The sequence below is a fragment of the Psychrobacillus sp. NPDC093200 genome (genome assembly GCF_050280345.1).
Classification (GTDB): Bacteria; Bacillota; Bacilli; order Bacillales_A; family Planococcaceae; genus Psychrobacillus; species Psychrobacillus faecigallinarum.
Map to the genome: position 1 here is coordinate 264,925 of NZ_JBNNVC010000001.1, position 26,466 is coordinate 291,390.

21 protein-coding genes and 1 other RNA gene are annotated in these 26,466 nt (G+C 36.3%); 9 read left to right on the forward strand and 13 right to left on the reverse strand.

Going from position 1 to position 26,466, the window contains the following annotated elements:
- Positions 1-55 precede the first annotated feature (55 nt).
- The 3 genes from ACQKNZ_RS01325 to ACQKNZ_RS01335 all read right to left on the reverse strand — a co-directional run bounded on the left by ACQKNZ_RS01325 (position 56) and on the right by ACQKNZ_RS01335 (position 2,640).
- On the reverse strand, positions 56-631 hold the full coding sequence (locus ACQKNZ_RS01325) for a TerD family protein (protein ID WP_340862431.1): 576 nt from the start codon (positions 629-631) through the stop codon (positions 56-58).
- A 16-nt stretch (positions 632-647) separates the two neighbouring features.
- Positions 648-1,259 carry a TerD family protein gene (locus ACQKNZ_RS01330; protein WP_144538493.1) on the reverse strand — a complete coding sequence of 204 codons (612 nt, stop codon included), beginning with the start codon at positions 1,257-1,259 and terminating at the stop codon, positions 648-650.
- Between the two features lie 211 nt (positions 1,260-1,470).
- Positions 1,471-2,640, reverse strand: coding sequence for a M20 family metallopeptidase (locus tag ACQKNZ_RS01335; RefSeq protein WP_340862432.1), 1,170 nt, complete (start codon positions 2,638-2,640; stop codon positions 1,471-1,473).
- 244 nt (positions 2,641-2,884) lie between these two features.
- Between ACQKNZ_RS01335 and ACQKNZ_RS01340 the strand changes: the two genes are divergently transcribed.
- On the forward strand, positions 2,885-3,433 hold the full coding sequence (locus ACQKNZ_RS01340) for a YhcN/YlaJ family sporulation lipoprotein (RefSeq protein WP_144538495.1): 549 nt from the start codon (positions 2,885-2,887) through the stop codon (positions 3,431-3,433).
- Between the two features lie 43 nt (positions 3,434-3,476).
- On the opposite strand, the gene ACQKNZ_RS01345 is transcribed toward ACQKNZ_RS01340, so the two are convergent.
- Entirely contained in the window at positions 3,477-5,000 is a 1,524-nt protein-coding gene (locus ACQKNZ_RS01345) for a solute symporter family protein (protein ID WP_154312364.1), read from the reverse strand.
- A gap of 2 nt (positions 5,001-5,002) precedes the next feature.
- Positions 5,003-5,335, reverse strand: a complete 333-nt coding sequence (locus ACQKNZ_RS01350; RefSeq protein ID WP_154312363.1) for a DUF485 domain-containing protein — start codon at positions 5,333-5,335, stop codon at positions 5,003-5,005.
- A gap of 449 nt (positions 5,336-5,784) precedes the next feature.
- Between ACQKNZ_RS01350 and ACQKNZ_RS01355 the strand changes: the two genes are divergently transcribed.
- The gene (locus ACQKNZ_RS01355) at positions 5,785-9,624 is read left to right on the forward strand and encodes an AAA domain-containing protein (RefSeq protein WP_427657626.1); all 3,840 of its coding nucleotides are present in this window, start codon (positions 5,785-5,787) and stop codon (positions 9,622-9,624) included.
- The gene (locus ACQKNZ_RS01360) at positions 9,624-10,382 is read left to right on the forward strand and encodes a hypothetical protein (RefSeq protein ID WP_154311752.1); all 759 of its coding nucleotides are present in this window, start codon (positions 9,624-9,626) and stop codon (positions 10,380-10,382) included. The genes ACQKNZ_RS01355 and ACQKNZ_RS01360 overlap by 1 nt, the downstream gene beginning before the upstream one ends.
- 259 nt (positions 10,383-10,641) lie before the next feature.
- Here the strand turns inward: ACQKNZ_RS01360 and ACQKNZ_RS01365 are convergent, their stop codons facing one another.
- Positions 10,642-11,445, reverse strand: a complete 804-nt coding sequence (locus ACQKNZ_RS01365) for a S1C family serine protease (protein WP_427657628.1) — start codon at positions 11,443-11,445, stop codon at positions 10,642-10,644.
- 131 nt (positions 11,446-11,576) lie between these two features.
- On the opposite strand from ACQKNZ_RS01365, the gene ssrS reads away from it, so the two are divergent.
- The 4 genes from ssrS to ACQKNZ_RS01385 all read left to right on the forward strand — a co-directional run bounded on the left by ssrS (position 11,577) and on the right by ACQKNZ_RS01385 (position 19,376).
- Positions 11,577-11,772: non-coding RNA, 6S RNA (ssrS, locus tag ACQKNZ_RS01370), on the forward strand.
- Positions 11,773-12,221: 449 nt separating this feature from the next.
- Positions 12,222-12,995: a LysM peptidoglycan-binding domain-containing protein gene (locus tag ACQKNZ_RS01375; RefSeq protein ID WP_427657630.1), complete on the forward strand. Its 774-nt coding sequence runs from the start codon at positions 12,222-12,224 to the stop codon at positions 12,993-12,995.
- 423 nt (positions 12,996-13,418) lie between these two features.
- Positions 13,419-14,183 (forward strand): YqjF family protein, encoded by a 765-nt coding sequence (locus ACQKNZ_RS01380; RefSeq protein ID WP_427657632.1) that lies wholly within the window; start codon positions 13,419-13,421, stop codon positions 14,181-14,183.
- Positions 14,184-14,972: 789 nt separating this feature from the next.
- Positions 14,973-19,376, forward strand: a complete 4,404-nt coding sequence (locus ACQKNZ_RS01385; protein WP_427658886.1) for a S8 family serine peptidase — start codon at positions 14,973-14,975, stop codon at positions 19,374-19,376.
- A gap of 203 nt (positions 19,377-19,579) precedes the next feature.
- Here the strand turns inward: ACQKNZ_RS01385 and ACQKNZ_RS01390 are convergent, their stop codons facing one another.
- Positions 19,580-19,882: a YunC family protein gene (locus ACQKNZ_RS01390; protein WP_144538501.1), complete on the reverse strand. Its 303-nt coding sequence runs from the start codon at positions 19,880-19,882 to the stop codon at positions 19,580-19,582.
- Between the two features lie 805 nt (positions 19,883-20,687).
- On the opposite strand from ACQKNZ_RS01390, the gene ACQKNZ_RS01395 reads away from it, so the two are divergent.
- A complete protein-coding gene (locus ACQKNZ_RS01395) occupies positions 20,688-20,885 on the forward strand; it encodes an alpha/beta-type small acid-soluble spore protein (protein WP_144538502.1) in 198 nt (65 codons plus the stop codon).
- Between the two features lie 117 nt (positions 20,886-21,002).
- Here ACQKNZ_RS01395 and ACQKNZ_RS01400 read toward each other — a convergent pair whose 3' ends face one another.
- From ACQKNZ_RS01400 to hutH, 6 genes are all read right to left on the reverse strand, one after another.
- Positions 21,003-21,293: a DUF2653 family protein gene (locus tag ACQKNZ_RS01400; protein WP_144538503.1), complete on the reverse strand. Its 291-nt coding sequence runs from the start codon at positions 21,291-21,293 to the stop codon at positions 21,003-21,005.
- On the reverse strand, positions 21,281-21,727 hold the full coding sequence (locus tag ACQKNZ_RS01405) for a hypothetical protein (protein WP_144538504.1): 447 nt from the start codon (positions 21,725-21,727) through the stop codon (positions 21,281-21,283). Before ACQKNZ_RS01405 ends, ACQKNZ_RS01400 begins: the two co-directional genes overlap by 13 nt.
- A gap of 107 nt (positions 21,728-21,834) precedes the next feature.
- Entirely contained in the window at positions 21,835-21,963 is a 129-nt protein-coding gene (locus ACQKNZ_RS01410) for a sporulation histidine kinase inhibitor Sda (RefSeq protein WP_144538505.1), read from the reverse strand.
- Positions 21,964-22,450: 487 nt separating this feature from the next.
- The gene (locus ACQKNZ_RS01415; RefSeq protein ID WP_154311746.1) at positions 22,451-22,609 is read right to left on the reverse strand and encodes a hypothetical protein; all 159 of its coding nucleotides are present in this window, start codon (positions 22,607-22,609) and stop codon (positions 22,451-22,453) included.
- A 457-nt stretch (positions 22,610-23,066) separates the two neighbouring features.
- Positions 23,067-23,402: a L,D-transpeptidase gene (locus ACQKNZ_RS01420; RefSeq protein WP_340862438.1), complete on the reverse strand. Its 336-nt coding sequence runs from the start codon at positions 23,400-23,402 to the stop codon at positions 23,067-23,069.
- 221 nt (positions 23,403-23,623) lie between these two features.
- Complete coding sequence (hutH, locus tag ACQKNZ_RS01425; RefSeq protein WP_340862439.1) at positions 23,624-25,135, reverse strand: histidine ammonia-lyase; 1,512 nt, start codon at positions 25,133-25,135, stop codon at positions 23,624-23,626.
- Between the two features lie 276 nt (positions 25,136-25,411).
- On the opposite strand from hutH, the gene ACQKNZ_RS01430 reads away from it, so the two are divergent.
- On the forward strand, positions 25,412-26,296 hold the full coding sequence (locus tag ACQKNZ_RS01430) for a DUF4349 domain-containing protein (protein WP_340862440.1): 885 nt from the start codon (positions 25,412-25,414) through the stop codon (positions 26,294-26,296).
- Positions 26,297-26,466 lie beyond the last annotated feature (170 nt).

Consider the following 26,466-nt stretch of genomic DNA (forward strand, 5'->3'; position numbering starts at 1 on the left):
TACTATTTGTAAAAAAAAAGCAAGGAAAAAGACCCTCGCTTTAGAAAAGATTTAACTAGTTTAAGCCAAAGTCAGAAACTAAAGCTCCTAACCCTCCTTGATAGCCGCTTCCAATTGCATTAAATTTCCATTCGTTATTGTGGCGATATAATTCACCTACAACGACAGCTGTTTCAATAGAGAAATCTTCTCCCAGGTCGTAACGGATAAGTTCTTCCTGAGTGTCCGCATTGACAATTCGTACATATGAATTATTTACTTGACCAAAATTTTGTCCTCTAGTGTCTGCATCATGAATAGTAATGCTAAATGCAATTTTTTCAATTGAGCTTGAGACCTTTGTCAGTTCAATGTTAACTTGCTCGTCATCGCCGTCGCCTTCACCAGTTCGATTATCTCCAGTATGAACTACTGCCCCATTACTACCTGAAGTATTATTATAAAAAATAAAATCAGCTTCAGAGTTACATTTTCCACTACCGTTTAATAGGAAGACGGATGAGTCTAAGTCGAAATCGTTGCGACCGTCATATTTGTTAGTATCCCATCCTAGTCCAACAATAATATTTGTTAAGCCTGGATTAGTTTTGGTTAAGTCTACCTTTTGTCCTTTTGATAAATTAATAGCCATATTTATTTAACACTCCTTAAAAATATTTGTTTGCAATAGATGTAATATCAGAGTCGGTTGTTCCTTCTCCAATTGCAGAGAATTTCCACTCTTCTCCAGCGCGATACAGTTCACCTAGGAAAAGTGAAGTTTTTCCAGAATAATTGTCTGATAGATTATAGTGCACCAGTTCTTGTTTTGTATCGTTGTCTACTAAACGAATAAATGCATTTTTAATCAAGCCAAAGTCTTGTTTACGTTGTTTTGCTTGATAAATATTAACGACAAACAATAGCTTATGAACGGAACTTGGAACCGTTTTAAGGTTTACGTTGATAATTTCATCGTCTCCATCCCCAGCTCCGGTACGGTTGTCACCGGTATGTACGACGCTTCCATTATTAGAACTTTTGTTTCCGAAATATATTAATTGTTGTTTAGACGAGAGCTTATTATTTTCATTTAAAAGCAGAACAGAAGCATCGCAGTCTATTGCAGCACCACTAGAACCTCCACCAAAAAGACCTCCTAAAAACCCACCACTCTTTTGACTGACAGGATCCCAGCCGAGTCCTACCATTACACTCTTTAAGGAAGATCTTCCTTTAGTAAGGTCGATCTTTTGTCCCTTTACTAGATTAATAGCCATTAATAAACAAACCTCCCTAATTTCTGAATTTAATTAATTTTACGTAATTAACGTTGGAAAAGTTTCATTAAATGGTAATTTTTTTAACATTACCCATTCTTTTATATTTTAACGTTTTGTATCGAAAATTGGAAATTTTAAAATTATTGAGCCGATCTGCTAAAAATTTATTTAAAAAAACTTTGCTTTAGGCAAAGTTTTTTACTTACATTTATTGTTCCTGGTAGCTAATAGCTGCTAGCCCCAAAGTTTTAGCTGCTGTTAGCATGGCCTTCTCGTTAAAGTCAAACTTTGGACTATGATGAGGATATACATCTCCATTAGGCATCGCTCCAGTAAAGAAAAATGTTCCTGGGATCTGTTCAAGGTAGTATCCATAATCTTCGCCAATCATTAAAAGATCAGATTCTACTACTTCTTTAACATCAGGAATCTGTCTAGCTATTAAGGAAAGATATTCTGTTTCTTCTTTATGGTTAATAACTGGAGGGTAACCTCTTTCGTATGTGAGCGTATAAGTGCAGTCAGCTGTCATACAAGTGCCTTCCAACACACGTCGTAACTCATTTTCCATTAAGTCTCTTACAATAGGTGTAAATGTTCTTATGGTCCCACTCAATTTTACGGAATCGGCTATAATGTTAAATGCATTGTCGGCCACAAATGAACCGACAGAAAGGACAGCAGACTCCGTGGGATTAACTCTTCTAGAGACTATTTGCTGTAAATTTACTACTAGCTGAGAAGCAACTAGGATGGCGTCTTTCGTATCATGCGGATTAGCACCGTGACCACCGCGACCTTGAATTTTAATGATAAAACGATCAGCTGCAGCCATGACAGGACCAGAACGGTAGGCGACCGTACCAAGAGGTGTTTGAGACCACAAATGTGTACCAAAAATCACATCTACATTTTTTAAACAACCAGCCTCAATCATTGGCTTCGCTCCACCTGGAGCATATTCCTCCGCATGTTGATGTATAAATACATATTCTCCGCTAAGTTCTTCCTTTATCTCATTGAGTGTACGGGCAAGTATAAGTAAAGCAGCAGTGTGTCCATCATGACCACAGGCATGCATTACACCTGGAACGGTAGATTTGTATGGAACATCCTTTTCATCTTGAATAGGTAGAGCATCAAAGTCGGCCCGTAGAGCAATAGTCTTTCCAGGCTTTGAGCCTTTAACTCTTGCCACGACACCATTTCCACCGATATTGGCATCGAAAGGTATACCAAGCTGTAAATAAAATTCTTGAATATATTTAGCAGTTTGTACTTCTTGAAAGGATACCTCAGGATGCATATGTAAATACCTTCTAATCGTTACCATGTCGTCGTAGCTAGCTTCTAAGCTTTCCAATAGAACAGTATTCATAACAACACCTCTTTTATATTTTTTTTTGCATAGTAAATAGATAAGTAATAACGCTGCTAAAAGAAAATTTTAACTATATTATCAGTTTAGAAAAGGTTAGAATTCTTCATCTCTAAAAATTATAACAGATTATAACTTGTATATTTTAAATTATTTAAATAATCTATTTTTTGTTTGGGTGTATATTGTGTAGATTAATTCACATCCTACAACTGTAATAATTTATTGAAAAGGAGAAAATAAAATGATTAAAAAAATGAAAATATTAATTGCTATTCTTATAATCGGTTTTCTAACAGCCTGTGGAAATGATGATAAGAAGGATGACACAACAACCGATACAACGACAACAGATACAAACAAAGATGAGAATATGGATCCAAATGCAACTGTTGACACTGGTAATGACGGAGATATTGGAGATGAAAAAGGAAAAGATGTTTCCACTAATGGTGACCAAAAAGTTGATGTAGCAGATGATGTGGCAGCAAAAGTTGCGGAACTGGATGAAGTGGATGCAGCTCACGTATTAGTGACGGACACAAATGCGTATGTTGCAGTAAGGCTAAAGGACGGAGTGAAAGAGAGCGAGGATATAAAAACTCGTATTTCTGATAAAGCCAAAGAAGGTAAAGGTAATTTAACCTTTGAAAACGTATACGTTTCTTTAGATCCTGATTTTGTTGGTAAAATGGAAGAGTACGGAACAAAGATCAGAGAAGGTGAACCAGTAGAAGGGTTCTTTGATGAATTCCGTGATACAGTTGATCGTATATTTCCTGACGCACGTTAAGACAATAAAGAAAGGCGAAGAGTTTTATCTCTTCGCCTTTTCATTATTTTAAACCAATATTTGCTTTGACATCCACCTCAGCATATTTTTTCTGATCTGCCCTGGCACCAATCAAGGCACCTACAAATCCACCTAAAAAGCCGGCTGGTACTGAAATAATTGCGGGGTTAGTCAATGAGAAAAGAGCAGTGCCATTGAAAAGATGTGTGCCGTCTGTTCCCCATAGGTTTGGACTCAATGAAACTAATACTAAAGCAGTTACCAGACCTGTAATAATCGCAGTCATAGCACCAGTAGTGTTAAATTTTTTCCAATAGATGGTGTAGATGATAACAGGTAAATTAGCACTCGCCGCAATACAGAAAGCAAGAGAAACTAGAAATGCTACGTTCATCGTCTGCGCACCTAAAGCTAGTATGATAGAAAGTACAGAAACTCCAACAGATGCAAGACGAGCGGCTTTCATTTGCTCTTTTTCTGTTGCTTTACCTTTTTTGATAATTTGTCCATAAATATCATGAGCAAATGCAGATGCCCCTGATAAAACAAGGCCTGCTACAACAGCAAGAATGGTTGCGAAGGCTACTGCAGACACGAAGGACATGAGAAAGTCTCCGCCAAGTGCTTTTGCTAGTAATGGCGCTGCCATGTTTCCTGCCGAGTTTGCTGCCATAATGTCACTAGCACCTACAAAATACGCAGCCCCGAAGCCTAAGAAAATAGTAAGCACATAGAAGATACCTACAATCCAAGTGGCATATACAACAGAAGAGCGAGCTGTCTTTGCATCTTTTACAGTGAAGAAGCGCATAAGGATATGCGGCAAGCCTGCAGTACCTAAAACTAAAGCAATCATCATAGAAATGGTATCCAAGCCATTCGTATATTTGACACCAGGATTTAAGTAATTTTCACCTTGTGCTGTAACCGTTTTCATTTCGGTGAACATTCCAAATATATTAAAGTTGAACTCCAATAATACTAAAAATGAAATGACAACCGTCCCAATCATTAACAGAACTGCTTTGATAATTTGTACCCAACTCGTAGCTGCCATTCCACCCCAAAGAACATAGATTGTCATCATAGTACCTACGATTAATACAGCAACCCAATAGTCAATGCCTAGTAATAATTGTATAAGTGCCCCTGCACCAACAAGCTGTGCAATCATATAAAACAAAACAATCGTAATTGTACTTATCGCTGCGGCCCCTCGAACTTTCTTTTGGTTGAAGCGTGCTGTAATCATATCTGCAAGCGTGTAGCGTCCAAGGTTTCGAAGTGGCTCGGCAACAATATAAAGAACTACTAAGTATGCTACTAAGTAACCTATACTGTAGAAGAAACCGTCAAATCCAAAGAGAGCAATAGCACCAGCGATCCCAAGAAACGATGCTGCGGAGAGGTAATCTCCAGCAATGGCTATACCGTTTTGCCAGCCAGTCAATCCTCCACCTGCCGTGTAAAATTCACTTGCAGAGTTTGTTCTTTTGGAGGCAATATATGTTACAAATAAGGTTAAAGCTACAATTCCTACAAAAAATATTAGACCAACTCCACTCATATTCATACATAGTCACCAGCCTTTTCTTTCTCAATTATTGCTTCAGCATCTTTATCAAATCCATTAGCTTTGCTCACGTAAATCATACATAAAGCCCAAGTCATTATGAACTGAGCGAAGGCAAACACCCAAACCCATGTAATATCTCCAATGGCTGGCTTATTCAATATCGTTGTATAAGAAGTCAGAATGGGTAAAGAAATATAAAATAGCAGAAAGAAAGCGGCGATTGGAATAATAAAGTTTCTTTTTTTCTTCTTTAAAGCTTTAAAATCCGGGCTTTGTGCGATAGCTTCATAGTTGTAAAGTGGTGGCTCAGTTCCACTTTTCTTCATTTTTTTAGAGTTTTTTTGAGGACTAGCAGGGTCTAATACACTTCCAGCTTTTTTTGGCATTTTCCTTCCTCCTATAACTTTATTAGTTTTCCGAATATTAAGTTAGAAAACTGTATATTTAATGATAGGGAAAATTAATCCAAATATCAATAAAAAATTCACAAAATTTACATTTTTCTAAAAATATATTTATATAATATTTAAAGCTTTAAATTTATTTGTTGGTCTAAAATTAGTTTCTTAATTCCACCTTTTCTAGGAAAGAATTGAACCTTAGGTTATTGAGCATGGCGGTGTATTTGTTAGTGATTTATTTAAAATAATTTTTTACTAAAATGTTTATTTCTAAATATCACCAAATCAAATTGTTAAATGATAATTTAAGATTTCCTTAAAAAATGCTAACATATATAAGTTGGACTAAAAAAATTAACCAAGGAGGTCTGTTCATGAGTAATGCTTCAACCCTAGAAAAAACAATGCGCTGCAACCTGATGATAACGAATAATGCTCGCAAAGGAATCCAGGAATGGTCAACTGATGAACATGACTTTTTTAATATACAAAGAGAGTTTCGTGTTTATATTGAGAAACGTCCAGTTAACAATCAAGGAAATATATCTATTGCATTATATTTTGACAACATAGAGAATGTCGCACTGACAGAAAAACTTGGTGGCAAAGTAGCTGTAATGGACTGTGTGCTACAGAATAATGGGTTTTTGGCAACTGGATTCCATTTAAGAGGTGCTCGAGTTCCTATCCAAACGAATAGAAGACTACCGGTAAGCCTTACATTTGTCACCGAAAAAAATAATGGTGCAGGACTTCCTATACAACTACATACAAGAATAAGGGAGCTGCCTGTAGCAGAAGAACGCTCCGAATATGTTAAAAAGCGGATCTCGAGCTGGGAAGGCTATTTAAAAATACAGGAACGAAACGCCGATATTGCCGATATTACTGCTAGTTTTTCTAGAATTCAGTTTAATGAAGACTTTAGTAGAGTTTCTTTAATGGGCAGTGAAGTGAATGGGGACGAATGGAACAAAATAAAAGGTCTAAGTATTAGCTTTAAAGGTTATCAAAATGATATAGGTGATGTTCTAAAGGCAGACCGTGGCAAGAATATAATTGAGATAGAGCTAAGGCCGAAATATAGAGAAATGGCAAGAAAAAATAGTTTACACCCTAAGTTCAAGGAAGTGGTCTTTAGTAACTTTGCGACTTTAAGTCAAATACGTAGACTGCGAAAGGGTTTTGAAGACCTGCAAAATGGTTTGGCAGCAAATGCTAATCTTGAAAAAATTCTGTTTGAGGACCGCCCTACTATTAGGATTACAAATAAACAAAAGGAACTTGAATTTCATAACCGCCTAAATGAGTTTCAACAGGAAGCAGTTGTTGGGGCAATGTCAGCAGAGGATCTTTACGTGATACAAGGTCCTCCAGGGACGGGTAAAACAACAGTTATCTCCGAAATATGTCAGCAAAATGCTAAAGCAGGGCTTCGCACACTTGTAGCATCACAGTCCAACTTAGCAGTAGACAATGCTCTGAGTAGACTGCTTTCCAATAAAGAGATACGTATCTTGCGTTTTGGCCGAACGGAAAGTATAGAAGAGGAAGGGAAAAGATTTATAGAAGAAAATGTTGGCCAGTATTGGAAAGAGCAAACGCTAGCCACACTGAAGGCTGAACTAGAGAAACAAGCTTCTAAAGAGGGAACTCTAAAGCAACAGCTAGCCGACATTTATTCAGAAGAGAAAAGTATTAAAGAAGAGCAGCTACGCTTAGAGGAGGCTATCGAAAGAAAAGTCATAGCACAGGCTGAGCACGATGAACGTAATAATGAAATAAGAAAGCTAAAAAAAGCATTGGTATTGTTAAAAAAGGAACGAGAGGAAATAGAGGCTTCCTTGCTACCTCTTCGTACTCGCTCGGAACAGCTGGCTGAAGAAATAGAAAAAATGGATAAATTCGTAGAAGAAAATCCAACTGCCCAAGAGGTAACTGAGCAAATAGGTCAGCTGACAAAAGAAATAGAAAATACACATGAAAAAATACTGTTTAAAGAGACAATGGATTCCTTACAAAGAACAAAAAAAGAAATAGAAGAAACGAGAGAACAATATCACCTGCTCCATAAGAAATTGGGTGCTTTAGAAACTTTTAGGAAAGAAATTGAGACAATTCGTAAGGTTGATGAATTGAAAGAGAGGATGGAGCGTTGTGAAATTACACCTTCATCTCTTGTAAAACGACAGATGGAAGAACTAGATGTGTTGATTGAGAATATTAAATCTTCTGCGGATTGGCAAGATTTATATGCTCGTTTGCAATCAGCAATCGAGTTTATCGAAAAACTGTTAAGAAAGTATAAGTTCCCTGTTGAAAATGTAAAAAATAATATGGGAAGAAGTGGAATCGTATTTGATTCAACCTATACAGTGAAAGAGATTCATCAATTTATGAACCGACTGAAGCATATTATGACATCAGATGAGGATGAGCTTACTACTGAAAAATTAGCTATTTTACTTGAGGGCTTGTACGTTCGAGAAAAATACGTATTGAAGCAGCAAGCAAATGTACAATTTTCGAAAAACAATTCTATTTCTAAGTATCAAGCTATTAAAACACAAGTAGGTAGCGAATTGGACAATGCATTAATCACTCTACAAAAACAGACAAATACATTAATCGATATGGGATCAACTCAAAAGAATCGTCTTGCAATGTTAGAACAAAAAATTCAACAAACTTATGAAGATATAGAGATGTATGAAAATATTCCAATGTTAGCCATATTGAGTTCTAGCTTATCAGACATGGAGAAGAAGCGAGAAACACTTACCAGTACATTCGAAAAGATTTCATCCTATATGGAACAACTTGTTCATAAAAAGAGTGACTGGGAGAACATAAACACTCAAGTTATAGAGAAGGAAACAATTCTCCAAGAAAAAGAATTAGAAAGCAAGAAAGTGAATGCACAGGGCTTGGAGCAAGAAAGACATTTAAAGGCTTTGGATGAAATTATTCTACAAAATCCAGAAACGGCTTTAAAAAAATCTAAAGAAAAGATAGTAGAACTAGTCCAAGAGGCAGGAAAGCTTAAACAGCAATTGGATAGTCTGCCGGTTACACAAGCTCTTCAAGATGAATGGTACTCCTTGCTACAGGATGCGAATGACCATGATTTAGAGGAAATCCGTAAATTATATGTCCGTCATGCAAATGTAATTGGTACAACTTGTGTAGCTTCGGCTCGTAAGGAATTCATGGAAAACTACCCAACCTTCGATGTAGTGATTATTGACGAGGTTTCGAAAGCGACCCCACCGGAATTGCTACTGCCTATGCTCAAGGGCAAGAAGATTATTCTAGTTGGCGACCATCATCAGTTACCTCCACTTGTTGGGGAGGATACATTGGATGAGACCCTTCAGGCTATTTTGGAAGAGAGCGACAGCTTGGAAGAAAAAGAGGAACTGAAAAAGCTGTTGAAGGAGTCTCTATTCGAACGATTGTTCAAAAACCTGCCTAAAAGCAATAAAACCATGCTTGCCATTCAATATCGAATGCATGAGAGTATTATGGAAACCATTACTCCATTCTATGAAGAAGAAAATTACCGATTACAATGCGGTCTATCTGATTCAGATGCAATGCGCGATCATTTGCTGGATTCAAATATAGTTAAAAGAAAAGACCATCTTCTTTGGGTGGACATGCCTAATGAGAAGCGATACTTTGAAGAACGTATGAAAAACGGTAAGAGTCGCTTCAATCAGGCGGAGCTCGATTCCATTAGAAAAATTCTTATTGATTTGAATAAAGCAACAGAAACCGCTAAGACAGAGGGAAAAATGGAGCAACATGAAAAGAAAAGCATAGGAGTCATTAGTTTTTATGGGGAACAGGTAAAAAGAATTGATCGTCTCATCCAACAGGAATTGAACTTAAAGCATTTAAATTTTAGAACAGGAACAGTCGATAAATTTCAAGGAATGGAAATGGACGTCATCATATTGAGTATGGTACGAAACAACCAAGATAAGAGTGGAGATATCGGGTTTGCCAACGATTACCGACGACTAAATGTAGCTTTATCAAGGGCTAGAGAGCTGTTAATCCTAGTCGGTAGTGTAGAAATGTTCACGAAACGGGCTAAACAAAAAAGCTCTAGAGAAATGTACGGCCGTCTGAAAAGAATTGTAAAAGAGAAGGAAGGCTTCCGTAATCCTGAAATGATCGATCAAGGGAGCCAAATAGGAGTTAAATGATGCAATCATTACAAAATCGTTTGAAGCAGGAAATTCAACAGAATTCAAAACTAAAAATAATGGAATCTTTTCTATGGTGTGTTCCAATTCATACAATTGAGGTTGAGTACAAACGTATTAAGCGTACGAAGATGGATGTCCTGATGAAAATAATGCTGATTTCCTTTCAAAAGACAGACATCACATCTTCTATGCAGCTTAGTGAGCTATTACTTGTAGAGAATTTATTCATCGATGATTTAATAGATGTTATGAAGAAATCAGGTTTGATAGAGAAGGAAGAGGATTCTATTTCTTTAACGAGCAAGGGAATCCAGCAGCTGGAAGAGGGGATCTTTGAAGAAGAGCAGGAACCTGGCACACAAAATATCCTGTATAGTCCTAGCCACGAAGCCTTTTTAAAAGGAGAGATTAAGCCTGCTTCTGAGGGCGAGGAGTTGCTTGAAGTATATAGATATGCGAAAGAAGAAAAAAAGAAACTACTATTAGAAGATAGGTTGTTATTAGAAGCGGTTGAAGAATCTAAAGTTGAAGTGACAGAAGGAGACGCTCCGCTGATTATCATTTCCGAGATTATTACATCTTCTGAATTGTATATTGATGACATCCCATGCTTAGAATACATCGTTTATAACGAAAGTGATGACCTATTCTTTGCAAGAGTATGGAACACGCTTACGGATCGGTGGGATGAAGTTCTAGAAGAACAGTTAAATGAAAAAGAACGATTGAACTGGAGAAAAAAATATTTGAACTAAAGAGTGAAGCTCACCTTATGTGGTGGGCTTCTCTTTTTGAATCAATTTCATAATTTCTATTTATGTAAAAACGAACAATAGAAAAATAATTAATGGTATCTATATATTTACAATGAATAAAGTATAATCGATTTCCACTTTAGGTGGACACCTTCCTCCGCGTGGGGAGCGATAAGCCATCATCGTCACATTCGCGTCGTTTGCCTATGGTTAGGGATGGGATTTGCGAGATTAACTCACATAAAAATATTTTTTTACTTTATTTAGTTACCTTGTAATACTCATCAATAGGTATAAAAAGTCCGACTTTTCCATGCTCCTCGTGATTTAATGTAGCAAAAACTACACCAATTACTAGGCCATTTTCATTGAATACAGGACTTCCGCTATTACCTCTATAAACTGGTGCCTTCATCATCATGACCGGCACTTCCCAGTCAACTAATTGATAAGGTTCAATAAGCATTCCTTCATTTGCAATACTTGTAAATCGAAGAGGGTTTCCAATGAATGTAATATGATCGTCTTTCTTAGCCGACATACTATCTGCCAAGTCTAAATATGGAAGACCAACTTCGTCAGGGATTTGTAAAACTGCTAAATCGATTTCAGGGAAAGTTTGGATAACTTCTGCTTTAAAACGGCCTGCCTCAGGGAAGCCAACTGTCACATTTTTATTTCCTTCTACTACATGATTATTTGTAATAATTTTTCCCTCACTTGAAACAGAAAAACCAGTACCTTTACTGTCATCTGTTAAAACAACTACAACAGCCTTTTTATCTGCTGAAACTTCATCTTGAGCTGAAAGGCGCGCAGATGTTTTTAAAAATTCAATTGCAGGAATGGAGTATATTTGAAAAATAAGACCAAAAGTATTCACGAATAATACAGCAGCCATTACGTAAAAGATCCATTTTGGAAAAGGACGCTTTCGAGTTGGATTATTTTTTTCTCTCGCAGCCTTTTGAAGAGCTTCGGCTTGAGCCTCTAAAACCAAGAGCTGCAATTCTTCATCATCTATGTCCTCTTCCCATTCTTCTCTTTTGCGATCATAAGGCATCTTTATTCACTTCCTCGCAACCAAGTATGTATTACCATTATACATAAATGTTAACTAAGCACATTTACTTAATTGGCAAGACTAGAAATTATTTCACTTGAAATTAAGGGAAAATGGGTTTATTATATGACTATAAGCTGCATTGTTCGTATGAATATTAAGTTTTAACCTTTATGCTGTAACAGGGAGTTTTATATAGAGCCGGAATGACAAGCTTCGTTCTCTTTTTAGACAATGAAGACATGCATAGAAGGTTTCTGCGAACACCCACTTTGAGGAGTGGTGGTTTAAAACTTTCATATAAGATACGGCAAAGGCGGCTTTTACCATTAAAGTATAGTTTCAATAAAACTTTCTAGCCAAGCATCTTCCCTTTTAAGGGAAGGTGCTTTTTTGTATAGAAAAGTTTTTTAGGATTTTCTCATAAATCATATGGCATAACCCCATTTGCTTGTCGGGGCAGACATAGGTGCTTGCGCTTTTCTTATTGTCAGCGCCTTGTCCCTCGAGGTCAAATGGGAAAAAGCTGTGGTGGCTGAGGAACTGCCTCCTCGCTGTTCCCCATTTGCTTGTCGGGGCAGACATCAGGCGCTTGCGCATTTCTTCATAAAATCATTTTTAGAAATTTTTAGAAAGATTTCATGTAAGAAACCATTTGTAATACTCCTTTGGGTTCTGTCATGTATTTATTATCTCTTTAACACTATTCTGAAATAGCTTTGACATCTTTAAGTGTTATGCTAGGAGTCGTTAGTGAAAAGGAGGAAATTCATTTTATGAAAAAACACATTGTAGCACTAACAGCTATAGCAGCACTATCAGTAGGGACAGCAGGACAAGCTTTTGCATCAAGTGTCCATACGGTAGAAAAAGGCGATACACTTTGGTCCATTTCACAAGATAATAATGTTAGTGTGGAAAATTTACAAGCATGGAACGATCTCGATACAACACTTATATACCCAGCTCAACAATTAAAATTAGGGGAATCCACTGATACTTATACAGTTGTTTCAGGGGACACTATTTCTGGAATTGCCAGCAAGCATGGTATGAGTGTGACTGAACTAATGACTAGTAACCAGCTAATAGACGATTTAATATATCCTGGAGACAAATTAGTTGTTAGTGCAGGCAAAGTACAATCACAGGTAAGTGCAGCTCAAAGTCCTGCAAGCAGCAACTCAAACACTACTAATTCAAGTAAACCAGCGGCTTCAACGTCTACTAGTTCAAGTAAACCAGTGGCGTCAACCTCTGAAAAAGAGATTACTGTAACTTCTACTGCATATACTGCTTCCTGTAAAGGGTGTTCCGGAATTACTTCCACTGGAATCGATTTAAATGCCAATCCAAATCAAAAGGTTATTTCAGTTGATCCTTCTGTTATTCCTTTAGGTTCAAAAGTTTGGGTCGAAGGTTATGGAGAGGCTATTGCTGGGGACACTGGTGGAGCTATTAAAGGAAATACAATTGATATATATATGCCTTCCTATGAAGATGCTATTAATTGGGGACGCAAGACAGTTACAGTAAAAATATTAAAATAAAACTTTTCTGATTAATAAAAAGGCCTATAGTCGTTATGGATAAAAAAATGGATGTTATAGGCAGTCACTAATGAAAAAATCGTTATATCATTCATAATTTTTACATTGAAAATCTCAATATTTTTTTATCTTTAATATTTTGGTTTCTATGTAAATAACTAGCGGTTTAAAAATTCACCTAGAGGTGTATAATACCGATATGAGAAACAGTTAATCACTGAAGAAGATCTCCCTTCGTTTTTCTCATCTGGTTTCCATAAGTGAAATCGGGCCCCACTGTTGAAGAAGTGGGGCTATTTTTTTGCGTAAATTTATTTTAAAAAAATAGCATTTTATTCTTAATAATACATAGAAAAATGGAAATTTGTATAACCATTTATATATTGGGTATATATTAATTAAAAAGAAAAGAGGATAGAAGACATGGGAAATTTCTTGAGCGATAAATCAGCTCAATGGGATGAAAGTCATCGTCTTTGGCCTATGCCCGATATACCTTGGATAATAACACAAACTTGGAATAATCTTTTGTTTGCTCATTATCCAGTAGATTTAAAAGTCCTCCAAAGCTTAATACCTGATGAATTAACATTAGATACTTATAATGGAACAGGTTGGGTGGGTATTGTAGCTTTTCGTATTACCGGGAGTAGAGTGAGAGGTGTTCCACCTTTACCAGGACTGGCGAACTTTCCTGAAATTAATGTGAGAACTTATGTAACTATTGATGAAAAACCTGGTGTTTACTTCTTAAGTATGGATGCTAGCAATATTCTTGTGGTAGGAGGGGCAAGGACGTTATACCATCTACCTTATGTAACTTCAGAGATGAAAGTGGATTACAATCATCCTTTTATTAAGTATAAAAGTAACAGATTAGACAAAAGTGGAGCGGCATTAAATTGTAGCTACAGACCAATTTCAGATCCTTATAATGCTCCAGCGAGTTCATTTGAAAAATGGATGGCTGAACGCTATTGCTTATATACAGTCAATAAGAGGGGAGAATTACGTCGCTGTGATATTCTGCATCAGCCCTGGTTACTTCAGAAAGCAGAAGCAAATATTAGCTTAAACACAATGCTTTCATCTCAAGGTATTCCAGTCGAGTCCGATAAACCTATTTTACATTTCTCTAAAAAGAAGAAGGTACGTATGTGGCCGTTAGTAAATCCGTTTGAAAGGTAGAATAATATTAGAAGTGCGTTAGATTCAAGGGAGATTCCTTGTATTTAACGCTTTTTGATTTTTCTAAGAGAAATATTATTTGTCAGATTTTCTGAAAGATAGAACCTCTTCTTAAAATTATGGAATGGAGAATCCTGTTGAAATGGTAGCTATAATAAAACATTTTAAGAATTACAGGTATTTAGAACTTCTTAATAAATAGTGCTTAATAATCGTTGTACTTTTTTATGAAACTGTAAAGCTATGTTCTAAAAGGGTTTCCTTTGAACAGTTAAGTAGTTCTTTTTTCCTTTAAGTGAAATTACCGCTTAAAATATTTTAAATATTTAGAATAGTATAGTAGTATTTAATTATTTTTTAGTTAATAGAGATTTTATGTAAATTTTCAATAAAAGGGTAATTCTTACATATCAAAGGATTAGTACAGCCTGCATTGAAAATTCAAAGAAATAAAAAAGTTCTTTATACCTAAGTAAATTAAGTTGAAATTAGTCTTAATCAATCAAATTAGAAAAAATGTACTAATTCGTGTCAAATTTCGACAATATATTTATATTTACTGCTTTATAGTTTTAATTACATCAAGAGCTTTCGTAGACACCATGGAATTCTGCCTAAATTAATTAGGAAGGGGGGAAAGGGTGTTTTTGTGTTTTTAGAAAAGTATAGACACTTGTTCGGGCAGGGAAAGACATGAAGTAAAAATCAGAGGAGGAATGGAAGTTGAGTAGTAGAAAAAATAGTCGAACTAAACGTACTAAAGCCGTTAGTATCGCAGCATCTATACTTATGACATTTTCACTGATCGCTCCAAACGTGGCTAGTGCAGAGGCTAATAGCAAACTGCACCAATCTATGAGAGAGTCGAGTCCAAGTAATATATCTGTTCAGGACAAACTGAGTAGTAGATTGCTAGAAAGCTTTAAACAGGATGAAAAAGTAACCTTTTTGATTAAATTTAAAGAAAAGGCTGATACGGCAGGAGTGGCAGCGGAAGCTAGGGAAAATGCCGAAGGTAAAAACCTATCCGCTCATAATACGAAGCTTGTTCAGCGGTCAGCGGTTGTTTCAGAGTTAAAGTCCACTTCTATGGAATCTCAAGAAACTGTGATGGATTTTCTTGAGAAGGAAGTTGAAAAAGGAAACGCTAGTGACTTAGAATCCTATTACATCGTTAATGGTATGTCCGTAACGACAACGAAAGAAATTGCCGAAAAAATAGCTACTTTTCCTGAGGTAGAGAAAATACTTCCAAATGAAACCCGACAGTTATTTACCACTAAAACAGAAAATGCGGTAATGCCTAAGGCAGAAATTGCAAATGTAGAGTGGAGTATTGAACGGGTCAAGGCTCCAGAGGTTTGGGAAATGGGTATTGATGGCGCAGGTACTGTTGTTGCTAGTATTGATACTGGAGTTCAATGGGATCATCCAGCTCTAAAAGAAAAGTACCGTGGCTATAACAAAGCAACTGGACAAGTGTCCCATGACTTTAACTGGTTTGATGCAACCTCAGCAGCTCGTGCTACACCGTATGATGACCTAGAACATGGTACGCATGTAACTGGAACAATGGTAGGTAGCGAACCAAATGGCTTAAACCAAATTGGGGTTGCCCCAGGTGCTAAGTACATTGCTGTTAAAGCGTTTACCTCATCTGGTGGGTCTGACGCGGACCTTTTAGAAGCAGCACAATGGATTTTAGCCCCAACTGATGCTAATGGAAATACACGTGTAGATTTAGCTCCGGATGTGGTAAATAACTCTTGGGGTGGCGGACCAGGACTTGACGAGTGGTACCGAGACGTTGTAAATAACTGGCGTGCTGCAGAAATTTTCCCTGAGTTTTCTGCGGGTAATACTACTCTTACAAATCCAGGAGGAGCAGGCTCTGTAGCAGCACCTGCTAACTATCCTGAGTCTTTTGCTACTGGAGCAATCGACATTAATAATAAAGTTGCAAATTTCTCTCTTCGTGGTCCATCTCCATACGCAGAGATTAAACCTGATATCTCTGCACCTGGTGTGAACATTCGTTCATCCATTCCAGGTGGTGGCTATGAAGGTGGTTGGAATGGAACATCTATGTCAGGACCAGCGGTATCTGGTGTAGCTGCATTGCTTAAACAAGTTAATGCAAACCTGACTGTAGATGAAATGGAAGAAATTTTATTAAATACAGCTATTCCATTAACTGATACCCAATATACGGCAGTTCCAAACCATGGCTATGGCTATGGATTAGTTGATGCTGAAGCAGCTGTTTCCTCGATCCTTACAGGTCTCGGAACTTTAAAAGGACAAGTAACTCAAGAAGGCGATGACAACGAAGCGCCAGTACTTGAACATTCTGCTCCTACTGAAACTTATGAAGGAATGAGTTTAACATTAACTGCTAATGTTACAGATAATATTAGTGTTTCTTCTGTAGTTTTAAATTACCAAGATGCTAATGGTGCATGGCAAGAAATTGAAGCTGGTCGCACATCTGGAGACTATAAGTCTGGAGTATACTCAGTAGTGATTCCTGGAGATTTAATCACAGGTACTGCCTTCAAATATACTTGGACTGTAACTGATTTTGGAAATAACGAAGTAACTAGTGATGAATATACTGTACAAGTAAAACCAGGGATTACTGTTGGTTACTCAGAAAATTTTGAATCACAACCAACTGGATGGTATTCTTTTGGAAACCAAGATAGCTGGGAATGGGGAGTACCAACATCTGGCCCTGGAAATGCTGCATCTGGTGAAAAAGTATATGCTACTAATCTAGATGGTCTTTATGCAAACAGTATGAATGCCACGCTTGTAGCACCGCCAATCGATTTACCTGAAGGAAACTCTTATCTTCAGTTCAAGCATTGGCATAACTTTGAACAAGCATCTTCTGGAAGAGCTTGGGATTATGGCCATGTATTTGTTTCTACTGACCAAGTAAACTGGGAACAATTATTAATGGTTACGGGAATTTCCACTGCTTGGGAAGATGCGGAAGTTGATTTATCTGCATATGCTGGTCAACGTATCTATATCGGATTTAATGCATTTTCAGATGGAAGTGTACAAAGAGACGGTTGGTACATTGATGATGTCGCTTTAACTGATGTATCTCAAACAGGTAAAGTATCAAAAGGCAATGCTGGAAACAAAGGTAATGCAGGAAATGCAGGAAATAAAGGAGAAAGTCAAAAAGATATTGATGTTAAAAAAGAACCAGTAGATCCTAAAAAGATCAAACCAGTCCTACCTGAAGTAAAAGATGCTCCACCAATAGTCGAAGATGTAGCTGTACCAACATTGCTACCTCTTGGTGCTCAAGTAAGTGTTCTTGAATCGGGTCGCTCTGTTTATACGGATCCGGCAAATGGTTCATACTCAATGACTCATGGAGCTGGAACATTTACAGCGAAAGCTGAAGCTTACGGCTTCACATCTGAGCAAAAATCAGTTGTGATTGAAGCAGATGGAACTGCAACAGCTAACTTCACTTTAGACGAAGTAGAGCAAAATACTGTTAGTGGTACTATTACAGATTCTGCTACAGGCGAAGGTATCGCTGGAGCAACTATATTGCTTGTAGAGGATGCTAATATTACTCCTGTAGTAACGGATGAGAATGGTAACTACTCTATCACTGCTTATGTAGGAGACTACACACTTAAAGTTATTGCTCGTGGATATCATGGTCAAGAACTTCCTGTAAGTATTGACGGTGAGCCGATTACGAAAGATATCGCATTAGAGCCTTTCTACACTTACCCAGGTGGGGAAATTGGTTATGATGACGGAACAGCAGAAAATGCTAGAGCATTTAATGCAGCTGGAAATGCATGGGCTGTAAAAATGTCACTTCCTGAAGGAAAAGAAAGTGGTATTGTAACAGATGGTGTGTTTAAATTCTGGACTACTGAATGGCCTGTACCGGGTGGAACTGCATTTGCAGTGGAAGTTTGGGATGCAAGTGGAGCTGATGGTACACCAGGTAAAATGCTAGCTGGTCCTGTAGACGCGACAGCACTTCGAAATGGTGAATGGACTGTTGTTGACCTAACAGAACACAACATCGTAGTAACTGGAGATTTCTATATGGTTTATCGTCAAACGACTGCAAACCCAAATTCTCCAGGCTTAGGAACGGATGAAAATGGTACAAATGCTGGCAGAAGCTATCAAGGAGTTTCAGGTGCATGGTCGCCTTCACCTACCGCAGAGGGTAACTACATGATCCGAGCTCGTGTAAGCTACGAGGTAGTTGGCCCAGTTATCACTTCTCCTCAAGAAGGTTTAGTGACTAATGAAGAAGAGATTACAATAGAGGGATCTGCATCACCAACTACAACAATCGAGTTGAAGCAAAATGGTGAAGTAGTAGAATCTACAGAAGTTGGAACTGATGGTAAGTTTGCTATTGATGCAGTATTAACAGAAGGTGAAAATGAATTTACAGTTGTCTCTAATTTGGATGATCGTGAAACTGGGGAGTCTGCTCCTGTAACTGTTATTTTAGATACTCAAAAGCCTGAACTAACTATTACTAAACCAGTTGATGGCGAGAAAACAAATCGTGAGAGTGTTACTGTTGAAGGTACAATTGCAGATGCTAACTTAGAGTATGTTCATGTAAATGGACAGGCTGCAACAGTAACTAATGGTAAGTTCTCTAAACGTGTCCTTTTAGAGGAAGGATTAAATGAAATCACTGTAGAAGCGAAGGACAGAGCAGGAAACATAGAAACAAAAACAATTAAAGTTACTGCTGACTCCATAGCTCCAGAAATTTCTAATCTGAAACCAGCGACTGATTTAAACCTTAAAACTGGACGTAGTGTTAAAATTGAATTTGACAGTGAACCAGGATTAAAATCTACATTTGTTATTCATATGCCACTTACAAATGTGGGTAATGTACAAAATGCTACAGAGCTTCCAATGATGGAAACTGGAAATGGACATTATGTAGGTTATTGGACAGTACCAGCTGATACTGTAGCTAATGGAGCGGTAATTGAGGTTATTACAGTTGATGGCTTTGCGAATGAAACACGTCAAAAAGCAGCAGGTAAACTGTATATTAACGTAGATGCACCGACTTCACAGCCGTCAGTGGAAAAACCTGCTGATGTAGAGGAGCCAGCAAAAGAAAACGCAGATAAGAAAGAAGAAATTGATAACTTATTAACAAAATAATTCGGCAAAATTTAAAAGAGTGTCAGTAAGGAATTTCCTTGCTGACACTTTTTCTATTGCGATACACCAAAAAATGAATGAAATTTATAAAAGGCGTCGACTTCCTTAGGATATGGAAGTGATAAATTCTGTTCAATTTTTATTTGAAAGAAAAAGTGATTCATTTTGCCGGTCCTACTAATTACTCGGAGTCATTCTCCTTTCTAGACCATTCTTAATAATGCATCCTTTCCTACCATTCCAGTAGTGATTCCCATTTCTATTGCTTCTAATGTAACTGATTCTAATGGAGCGTTTAAAAGCTGGTCAATTGTTTTAACTCCAACTGCGCGACCTGCAATAATTTGACGATCCTTCAATTTTTCATTGAGCAATCCTATGTCTAGTGCCCCACACATAATATAACCTTTGTCATTGGACACGGTAAGTAAGTTAGTTTTAGGAAGTTCAACTGAGACAGCTATAAAAGTATTGCCCTCTATTTCTATTGGTTGTACTTTAATCATGTTAATACCCACTCCTTTTAACGTTTCCCTACAAGTTATGAAATAGGGCGACAAAGCGTGCATTATTACTAAATAAGAATGCAAAATATGCTTTTACACCTCATATACTTCTTATAGTAGGGGAAAGTTAAAAACGTAATGCTTTGTTATATTAGCTACAAAAACCTTTAAAAACTGTTGTTTTCTTTAACTTCTACCTGATAGTGGGGGATTTATGGGCCGAGCAGGAAATTCATGGTGTAAGAATCTAAAGGGTACTAAGAGTGAATTAAGAATAGTTTAGAAACAGATAGGTAGCTTGCGAATTAGTGCCTTTAAATAAAAAACATTCTTAAATCAGATTGAATAATTTAATTACTTTAATTTCATAAATAGCACTTTACCAGTTAAATACGTACATTTCATACTTGTTGATAGTAGCGTCAGGTGGCGACTCCGGAGGGATGAGTGAGCAGGAAAGCCATCACAACAGGAGTGTATGCACGGTGATGGCTTATCGATCACCCCACGGAAAGCCTCCGTCTAGAGTGGAAATCAATTATTATATTCTTAAAAAAGCATCTGTATATCATTGTTCTTATCTTGATAATTCGTACTTTTTCATAAAAACAGGAATTATTAAATTGAATCACTTCTATAAAAAGCTTAACCAAAGATAAATAAATAATGCTTGATTAAAGCTGTTCTTTAAAAAAGAAAAAATTTCTGTTTCGGTGGTTTATAAAATAACAATAATTTCCTCTTGTTTTCGTTGGTATAAATAAAGTCAAATGGCACAATCTAATCTCACAAGGAGGTGAGAAAAATGTCAAACAACAACAATAAACTACTTGTACCAGGTGTTAAACAAGCTCTTGATCAAATGAAATATGAAATCGCTCAAGAATTCGGTGTGCAACTTGGAGGAGAATCTACAGCGCGTGCTAACGGTTCCGTTGGCGGAGAAATTACTAAGCGTTTAGTAGCTCAAGCTCAAGGACAAATGAACGGATCACAAAAATAATTAAACTTTACGGCCGATGGCTATTTTAGCCATCGGTTTTTAATGTGCAATGAAAAACATAAGTATTAGGAAAAATAAGCCAAGAAAAAAACCGAAGAAAGATTCTTCGGTTTTTTCTTAGCTTACTATAGCGATAATTCCCTCTTCTTCATCAAAAACAAGCTCGATTCCTGTAGTAATAGGATCTAAATTTAAAAATTCTCTCATTGTTTGGCGAAGAGATTCGATAATGTCTAATGTGCTTAAGTTATGTTGCTGATTATTTATATAAGCTTCTGCGGAAAAACCAACCTCATCATCAAAGATTAGTTCTACTTCAACCTCTTCAGGAGTAGTATTAAATTTACGACCAAAATGGACGCAAATAGCATTAATAATATTTTGTTCTGGTATAACTAGTTTCTCCATGTGTGTGGATCCTCTTTTTTCTTCTTGTCTTTAAACATGTTGAAGATTTTAAGTGCAAGCACAATAATAACAATGATTGCCACTGCATTTATTAAGAAGCCTAATACAGATCCTAGGATACCCATATTAGCAAATAGACTACCAAAAAGTAATCCAGCTAAACCACCAACAAAAAGACCCTTCATTAGTCCCCCAGCAGAAAATCCTCCTTTAGGAGTAGTGTTGTTAGTAGTTTTGTTTGTTGCTGTTGTATCATCTTTTTTATCCTTTTGAATATTTGAATTAGTGTTATTAGAGTTGTTATTTGAGTTAAATCCTTTTTTTCCGGATTTATACTTTTTTGCTTCAGCAGTAATATCATCTTGGAAGACGAAGCTACCGACAGATGAAAAGACAAGTGTGATGGTAAGTAAAGCGACGAGCAATTTTTTCAATGTATTAACCTCCGTTGAATAGTAATAGCTGATATAGTATGGGTCTACTGTATTACCTTATACTATATACGAAGGAATGGAAAGAAAGTTTCACTTTTAGATAAAAACTATAAATCAACCTTGAGTGAGCGACGTTGAATTTCGCTTTCTAATAGAGCTAAAAAGTCGGGGCAAAGTTCTAGTTCCTTAGCAGTAAAATATGATTCTAATAATAAATCATCTGACATTTTACTCATGTTTTTTCCTCCTGTTAGTTAAATAGTAATATATGAGAAAAGTTTTTCTTATTAAATAATTATTATAATAGATACTTTACCAAATAATCTCAGATAGAACAATCGTTCTTTTTATCCACAGTAATGTATGGATAAGTTGTGTATAAACTGTTTATAATAATTTCAAATGCTTACTCTTCTAGTGTGAGTTCTGTGTGTAATTTTATCCACAGTAAGAAAAAAAGGCGGATTTTGTCGAAACATTTTAATGTAAAAACATTTTTTTTACTTCTAATTGAAAAAAATGAAACATATTATATGTTTTAAATATTTTTCAAGTATATTCAATAACTTTTTGTTCTTTTTATTCATTTAATCCTGTGGATAAACAAAATATTTCCTTTTATTAAATACCCATAAAGAATAAACTTAAACCAATTAATTGAATTTTTTTAAAAAAATATTCTCTATCCATATCCATTATCTCTTCGTCTGTTTTCTCTACCTTTTATTTATCCACTTCTTGTTCCATATTTTGTTCCTCTACGTTGATATCTTCAGGACCTTCATCGTTTTTATTGGTTGAATCATTGTCACACGCACCAAGCAGGCCTAATGAAATCAATGAAAAAGCGCCGATTTTTGCGCGTTTATTTTTAGCAAACATATATATTACCTCCGAAATTTTTTCTTAATTAACAAACGTCATCCCTAAAATGAGTTTTCTTATTTACTTACCTCTCTTTTCAAGAGGTAAACTTAAAAAGGAGTAATAGGTAAAAAATACATACAGTGTTGTGATCTATGGTTTATCCAAAAAATTTAGGAAGCATTACAACTGAAAAAGTTAATTTAACAAAGATATGTAGACAATCATAGAGGAACAAGAAGTCATATGCTAATATGAATCGCTAAAACGAACTGGAATAGGGTAAAAGGGTTGAAAGTCAAAAGTAGGGAAGAAACTCACAAAATATATTTAGAAATTGGACGAAGTGGAAAGTGTAGGATCATTTGTGCAGGGGAACTTAATTAGCATAGTGAATTGGAAGATATAATTTTATTAATATAAGACTTACACTTCGTCTGTAATTAGTAACATATAGCGAGTTACATAGAAATTTTCATTTATGAATGTATACATTTGTTTGAATGGGGACCATAGAAGAAAGTTCTATAACATCATCGTTGTACATCCTTATACAACCTAACGAAACCTCTTTACCAATGGAGCTAGGGTCGTTAGTTCCATGAATGCCATAATGGGGCTTTGAGAGACCCATCCACAACTCTCCATAAGGACCTCCAGGGTCAATTTCTTTATTAATAATTATATAATTGCCTGTAGGGGTAGGAGTTAAAATTTTTCCAACTGCAATGGGGTATGTTTTAAGTAATTTGCTTGCATCATAAAGCTTTAGCTGACGCTTACTAACAGACACATCAATCCAAAGTGTCAAAGAACCACTCTCCTAAAATGTTATTCATCTTATTATATGTGAATGGCTAGGAAACGTTTAAAGAAGAGAAGGATGAATGCATGGTCCCTGTCTAAGGGTGGGCGAGTTATTCCATAAATCGAATATGGTTCAAGAGGATTGAAAAAAGTGAAAAGGCTTTTCTACTAGCGACTATAACACTGTAGAGGATGCCTTTTCACAATTCTATATAAGAAATTATTTTAACTATTATTAAGCACTTTGCTTTTTATAGTTTCTTCTTTTAAATATGCTTGCATAAGTTTTATATCATTACTAAAGACGCGATCTTCTTTTATAGATGGGATGAAGGAACGGATTTCTTGCCACTTCTTCAGAAGTCTTGGAGACATAAGATCCTTCCCGCGATATTCAGTACCTTGAATAGCACAAATAGCCTCGATAGCAATAACATGACGAGTATTTTGGATAATTTGAAAAGCGTGCCTTGCACCTATTGTTCCCATGCTTACATGATCCTCTTGGTTTGCTGAAGATGGAATGGAATCGACAGAAGCAGGGTGGGCAAGTGTTTTGTTTTCTGAAACAAGACTTGCGGCTGCATATTGTATAATCATGACTCCAGATTGTAGGCCAGGCTCAGGACTTAAAAAGGGAGGAAGTCCATTGTTTAACTGTGGATTTACTAATCGTTCAATACGACGCTCCGAAACATTTGCAAGCTCTGCCATACCCACTTTTAAAAAGTCCATAGCAAACGCGATGGGTTGCCCATGAAAATTTCCTCCTGAAATAACAGAACGTCCGTCTTCAACAATTAACGGATTATCTGTAGCCGCATTCATTTCAATCTCTAACTTTTCCTTCACATAGGAAAGAACCTGCCATGTAGCTCCGTGGATTTGGGGGATACATCTTAACGAATAAGCATCCTGCACTCGTTCCTCCCCTTGCTTAGTGACGAGTTTGCTTCCCTCCAACCATTGGAGCATTCGCTTAGCCACTTCTACTTGTTCTATATAACCTCTTGCTTCATGGATTGCGGGATGAAAGGCATCTGTTATTCCATGCAAAGCCTCCATAGTAATAGCAGCAATCCACTCACTTTGGTAAGCGAGTGTTTCAGACTCTAACCAGTTAATCACGCCTTGCGCAGTCATCGCTTGGGTTCCATTTATGAGAGCTAGACCTTCCTTTGCCTCTAGAACTATTGGATCTAAGCCATGTCTTTTCCATATCTCTGCTGAAGAGATATGTTTGTTATTCTCCCAAACTAGTCCTTCACCGACTAGAACAAGAGCTAGATGAGATAATGGAGCTAAATCTCCTGATGCTCCAAGTGAGCCTTGAGATGGAATTACGGGATGAATGCTATGATTAGCCATATATGCTAGTCTTTCCAAAACCTCTAAACGAATGCCTGAAAACCCCTTCAATAACGCATTCAAGCGAAGTACAACCATTGCTCTAGAAACCAACTCATCAAAAGGAGCACCGATTCCACAGGCATGTGATCGGATAAGGTGTAGCTGGAGTGCATGAACATCTTCTTCATTTATACTCACATCACTAAATTTTCCAAATCCTGTATTAATTCCATAGACAGTTTGCTTACTACTAACAATATCTTCTACAACTTTTCTACTATTAAGTACGCGGTTGACAGCTTCCGTGTTTAAAGCTATTTTTTCATTATTATATAAAATAGCTCTCATTTGTTCTAATGTTAGGCAATATCCATTTAAATGAATCATTTTTCACAGTCCTCACGTCATTGTGTAATTTATATAAAATAATTCTTTAGCTAAGAGTAGTGTAATTTCAGCGCTGATGTTTTCAACTGCTTTATCACAGCAAAAAAATTCTCTTCTTTATTCTATCGAAATATTTAAATAAATTAAGTGTTTTTACTATAAAAGTAAAAATTTCTCATCTGCTAATAAAATATCCTGTTAGTGTACTAAAACAAATGGCTGTAACTAAACGAAACTATATCCGTCTATTTATACAAAGAAAGGGGATATTTGGAAATGGTAAAGTGGATTAGACATGTTAGCTTCCTATTCGTCTTTTTATTGGTAGGTTGTAGTGCAAACGAAGAATCTGCTAAAAGTGATATGCTTGAAACAGATTCAGCCGATTATTCCAATGAAGTAGCGAATATAAGTGAAGAAGCAAAAGAAGAGAGCTTAACAGATCAAAGCAAAGAGACAGAGAGTTCCAATGAAACAAAAACACAAAGAATGATTATTCATAATGCAGCCATAAGTGCAAATGTTAAAGAGCTTTCGGTTGCCCAAGAAAAAATCACGCAAAAAGTAAAAAAATATAATGGATACATTGTAGAATCAACCGTATATCAAGAGAGTGAGTCTAACAGTTATGGTAAAATGGTTGTCCGAGTTCCAGAGGAGCATTTTGAAACCTTTTTAGTAGAAGCAGAATCCGAAGTAACCAAGGTACTAGAGCATAATGTTACTGGAGAGGATGTAACTGAGCAATATGTTGATTTAGAATCAAGACTAAAATCAAAAAGAGCAGTGGAAGCCCGTTTACTAGTGTTTATGGAAAAGGCAGAAAAAACCGAGGATTTACTTAAAATTTCAGATGATTTAGCGAAGGTACAGGAAGAAATAGAAATAATAGTAGGGAAAATGAAGTTTCTAGAAAATCAAACTTCGTTATCAACGATTGAAATGACCTTGTATGAAAATAAAATAGTTGTTCCAAGCATTGAAAATGATGACTTAAATACATGGGAGAAGATAAAGAAGCAATTTGTTACAAGTATTAATTTTCTTTTATCCATAGGTTCCAATATTCTTGTCATACTACTTGGTAATTTGCCGGTGTTAGTTATTTTAGGTGTGCTTGCATTTATCTCGTACTCGTTATTTAAAAGAAGAAAGAAATAACTAAGCAATATCATCTAAAAATCTATTCTTTATAGTTTTTGTTTTTATGTAAATTGAAATAATAAAATTTAGTGGATATTAATAACTAAAAGCCAACTCTTATTTGATCTTGTCTCTTGAGTTGATCAGATAAAGTTGGATTTTAGTTATAATCTAATTTTGTAGTAGGT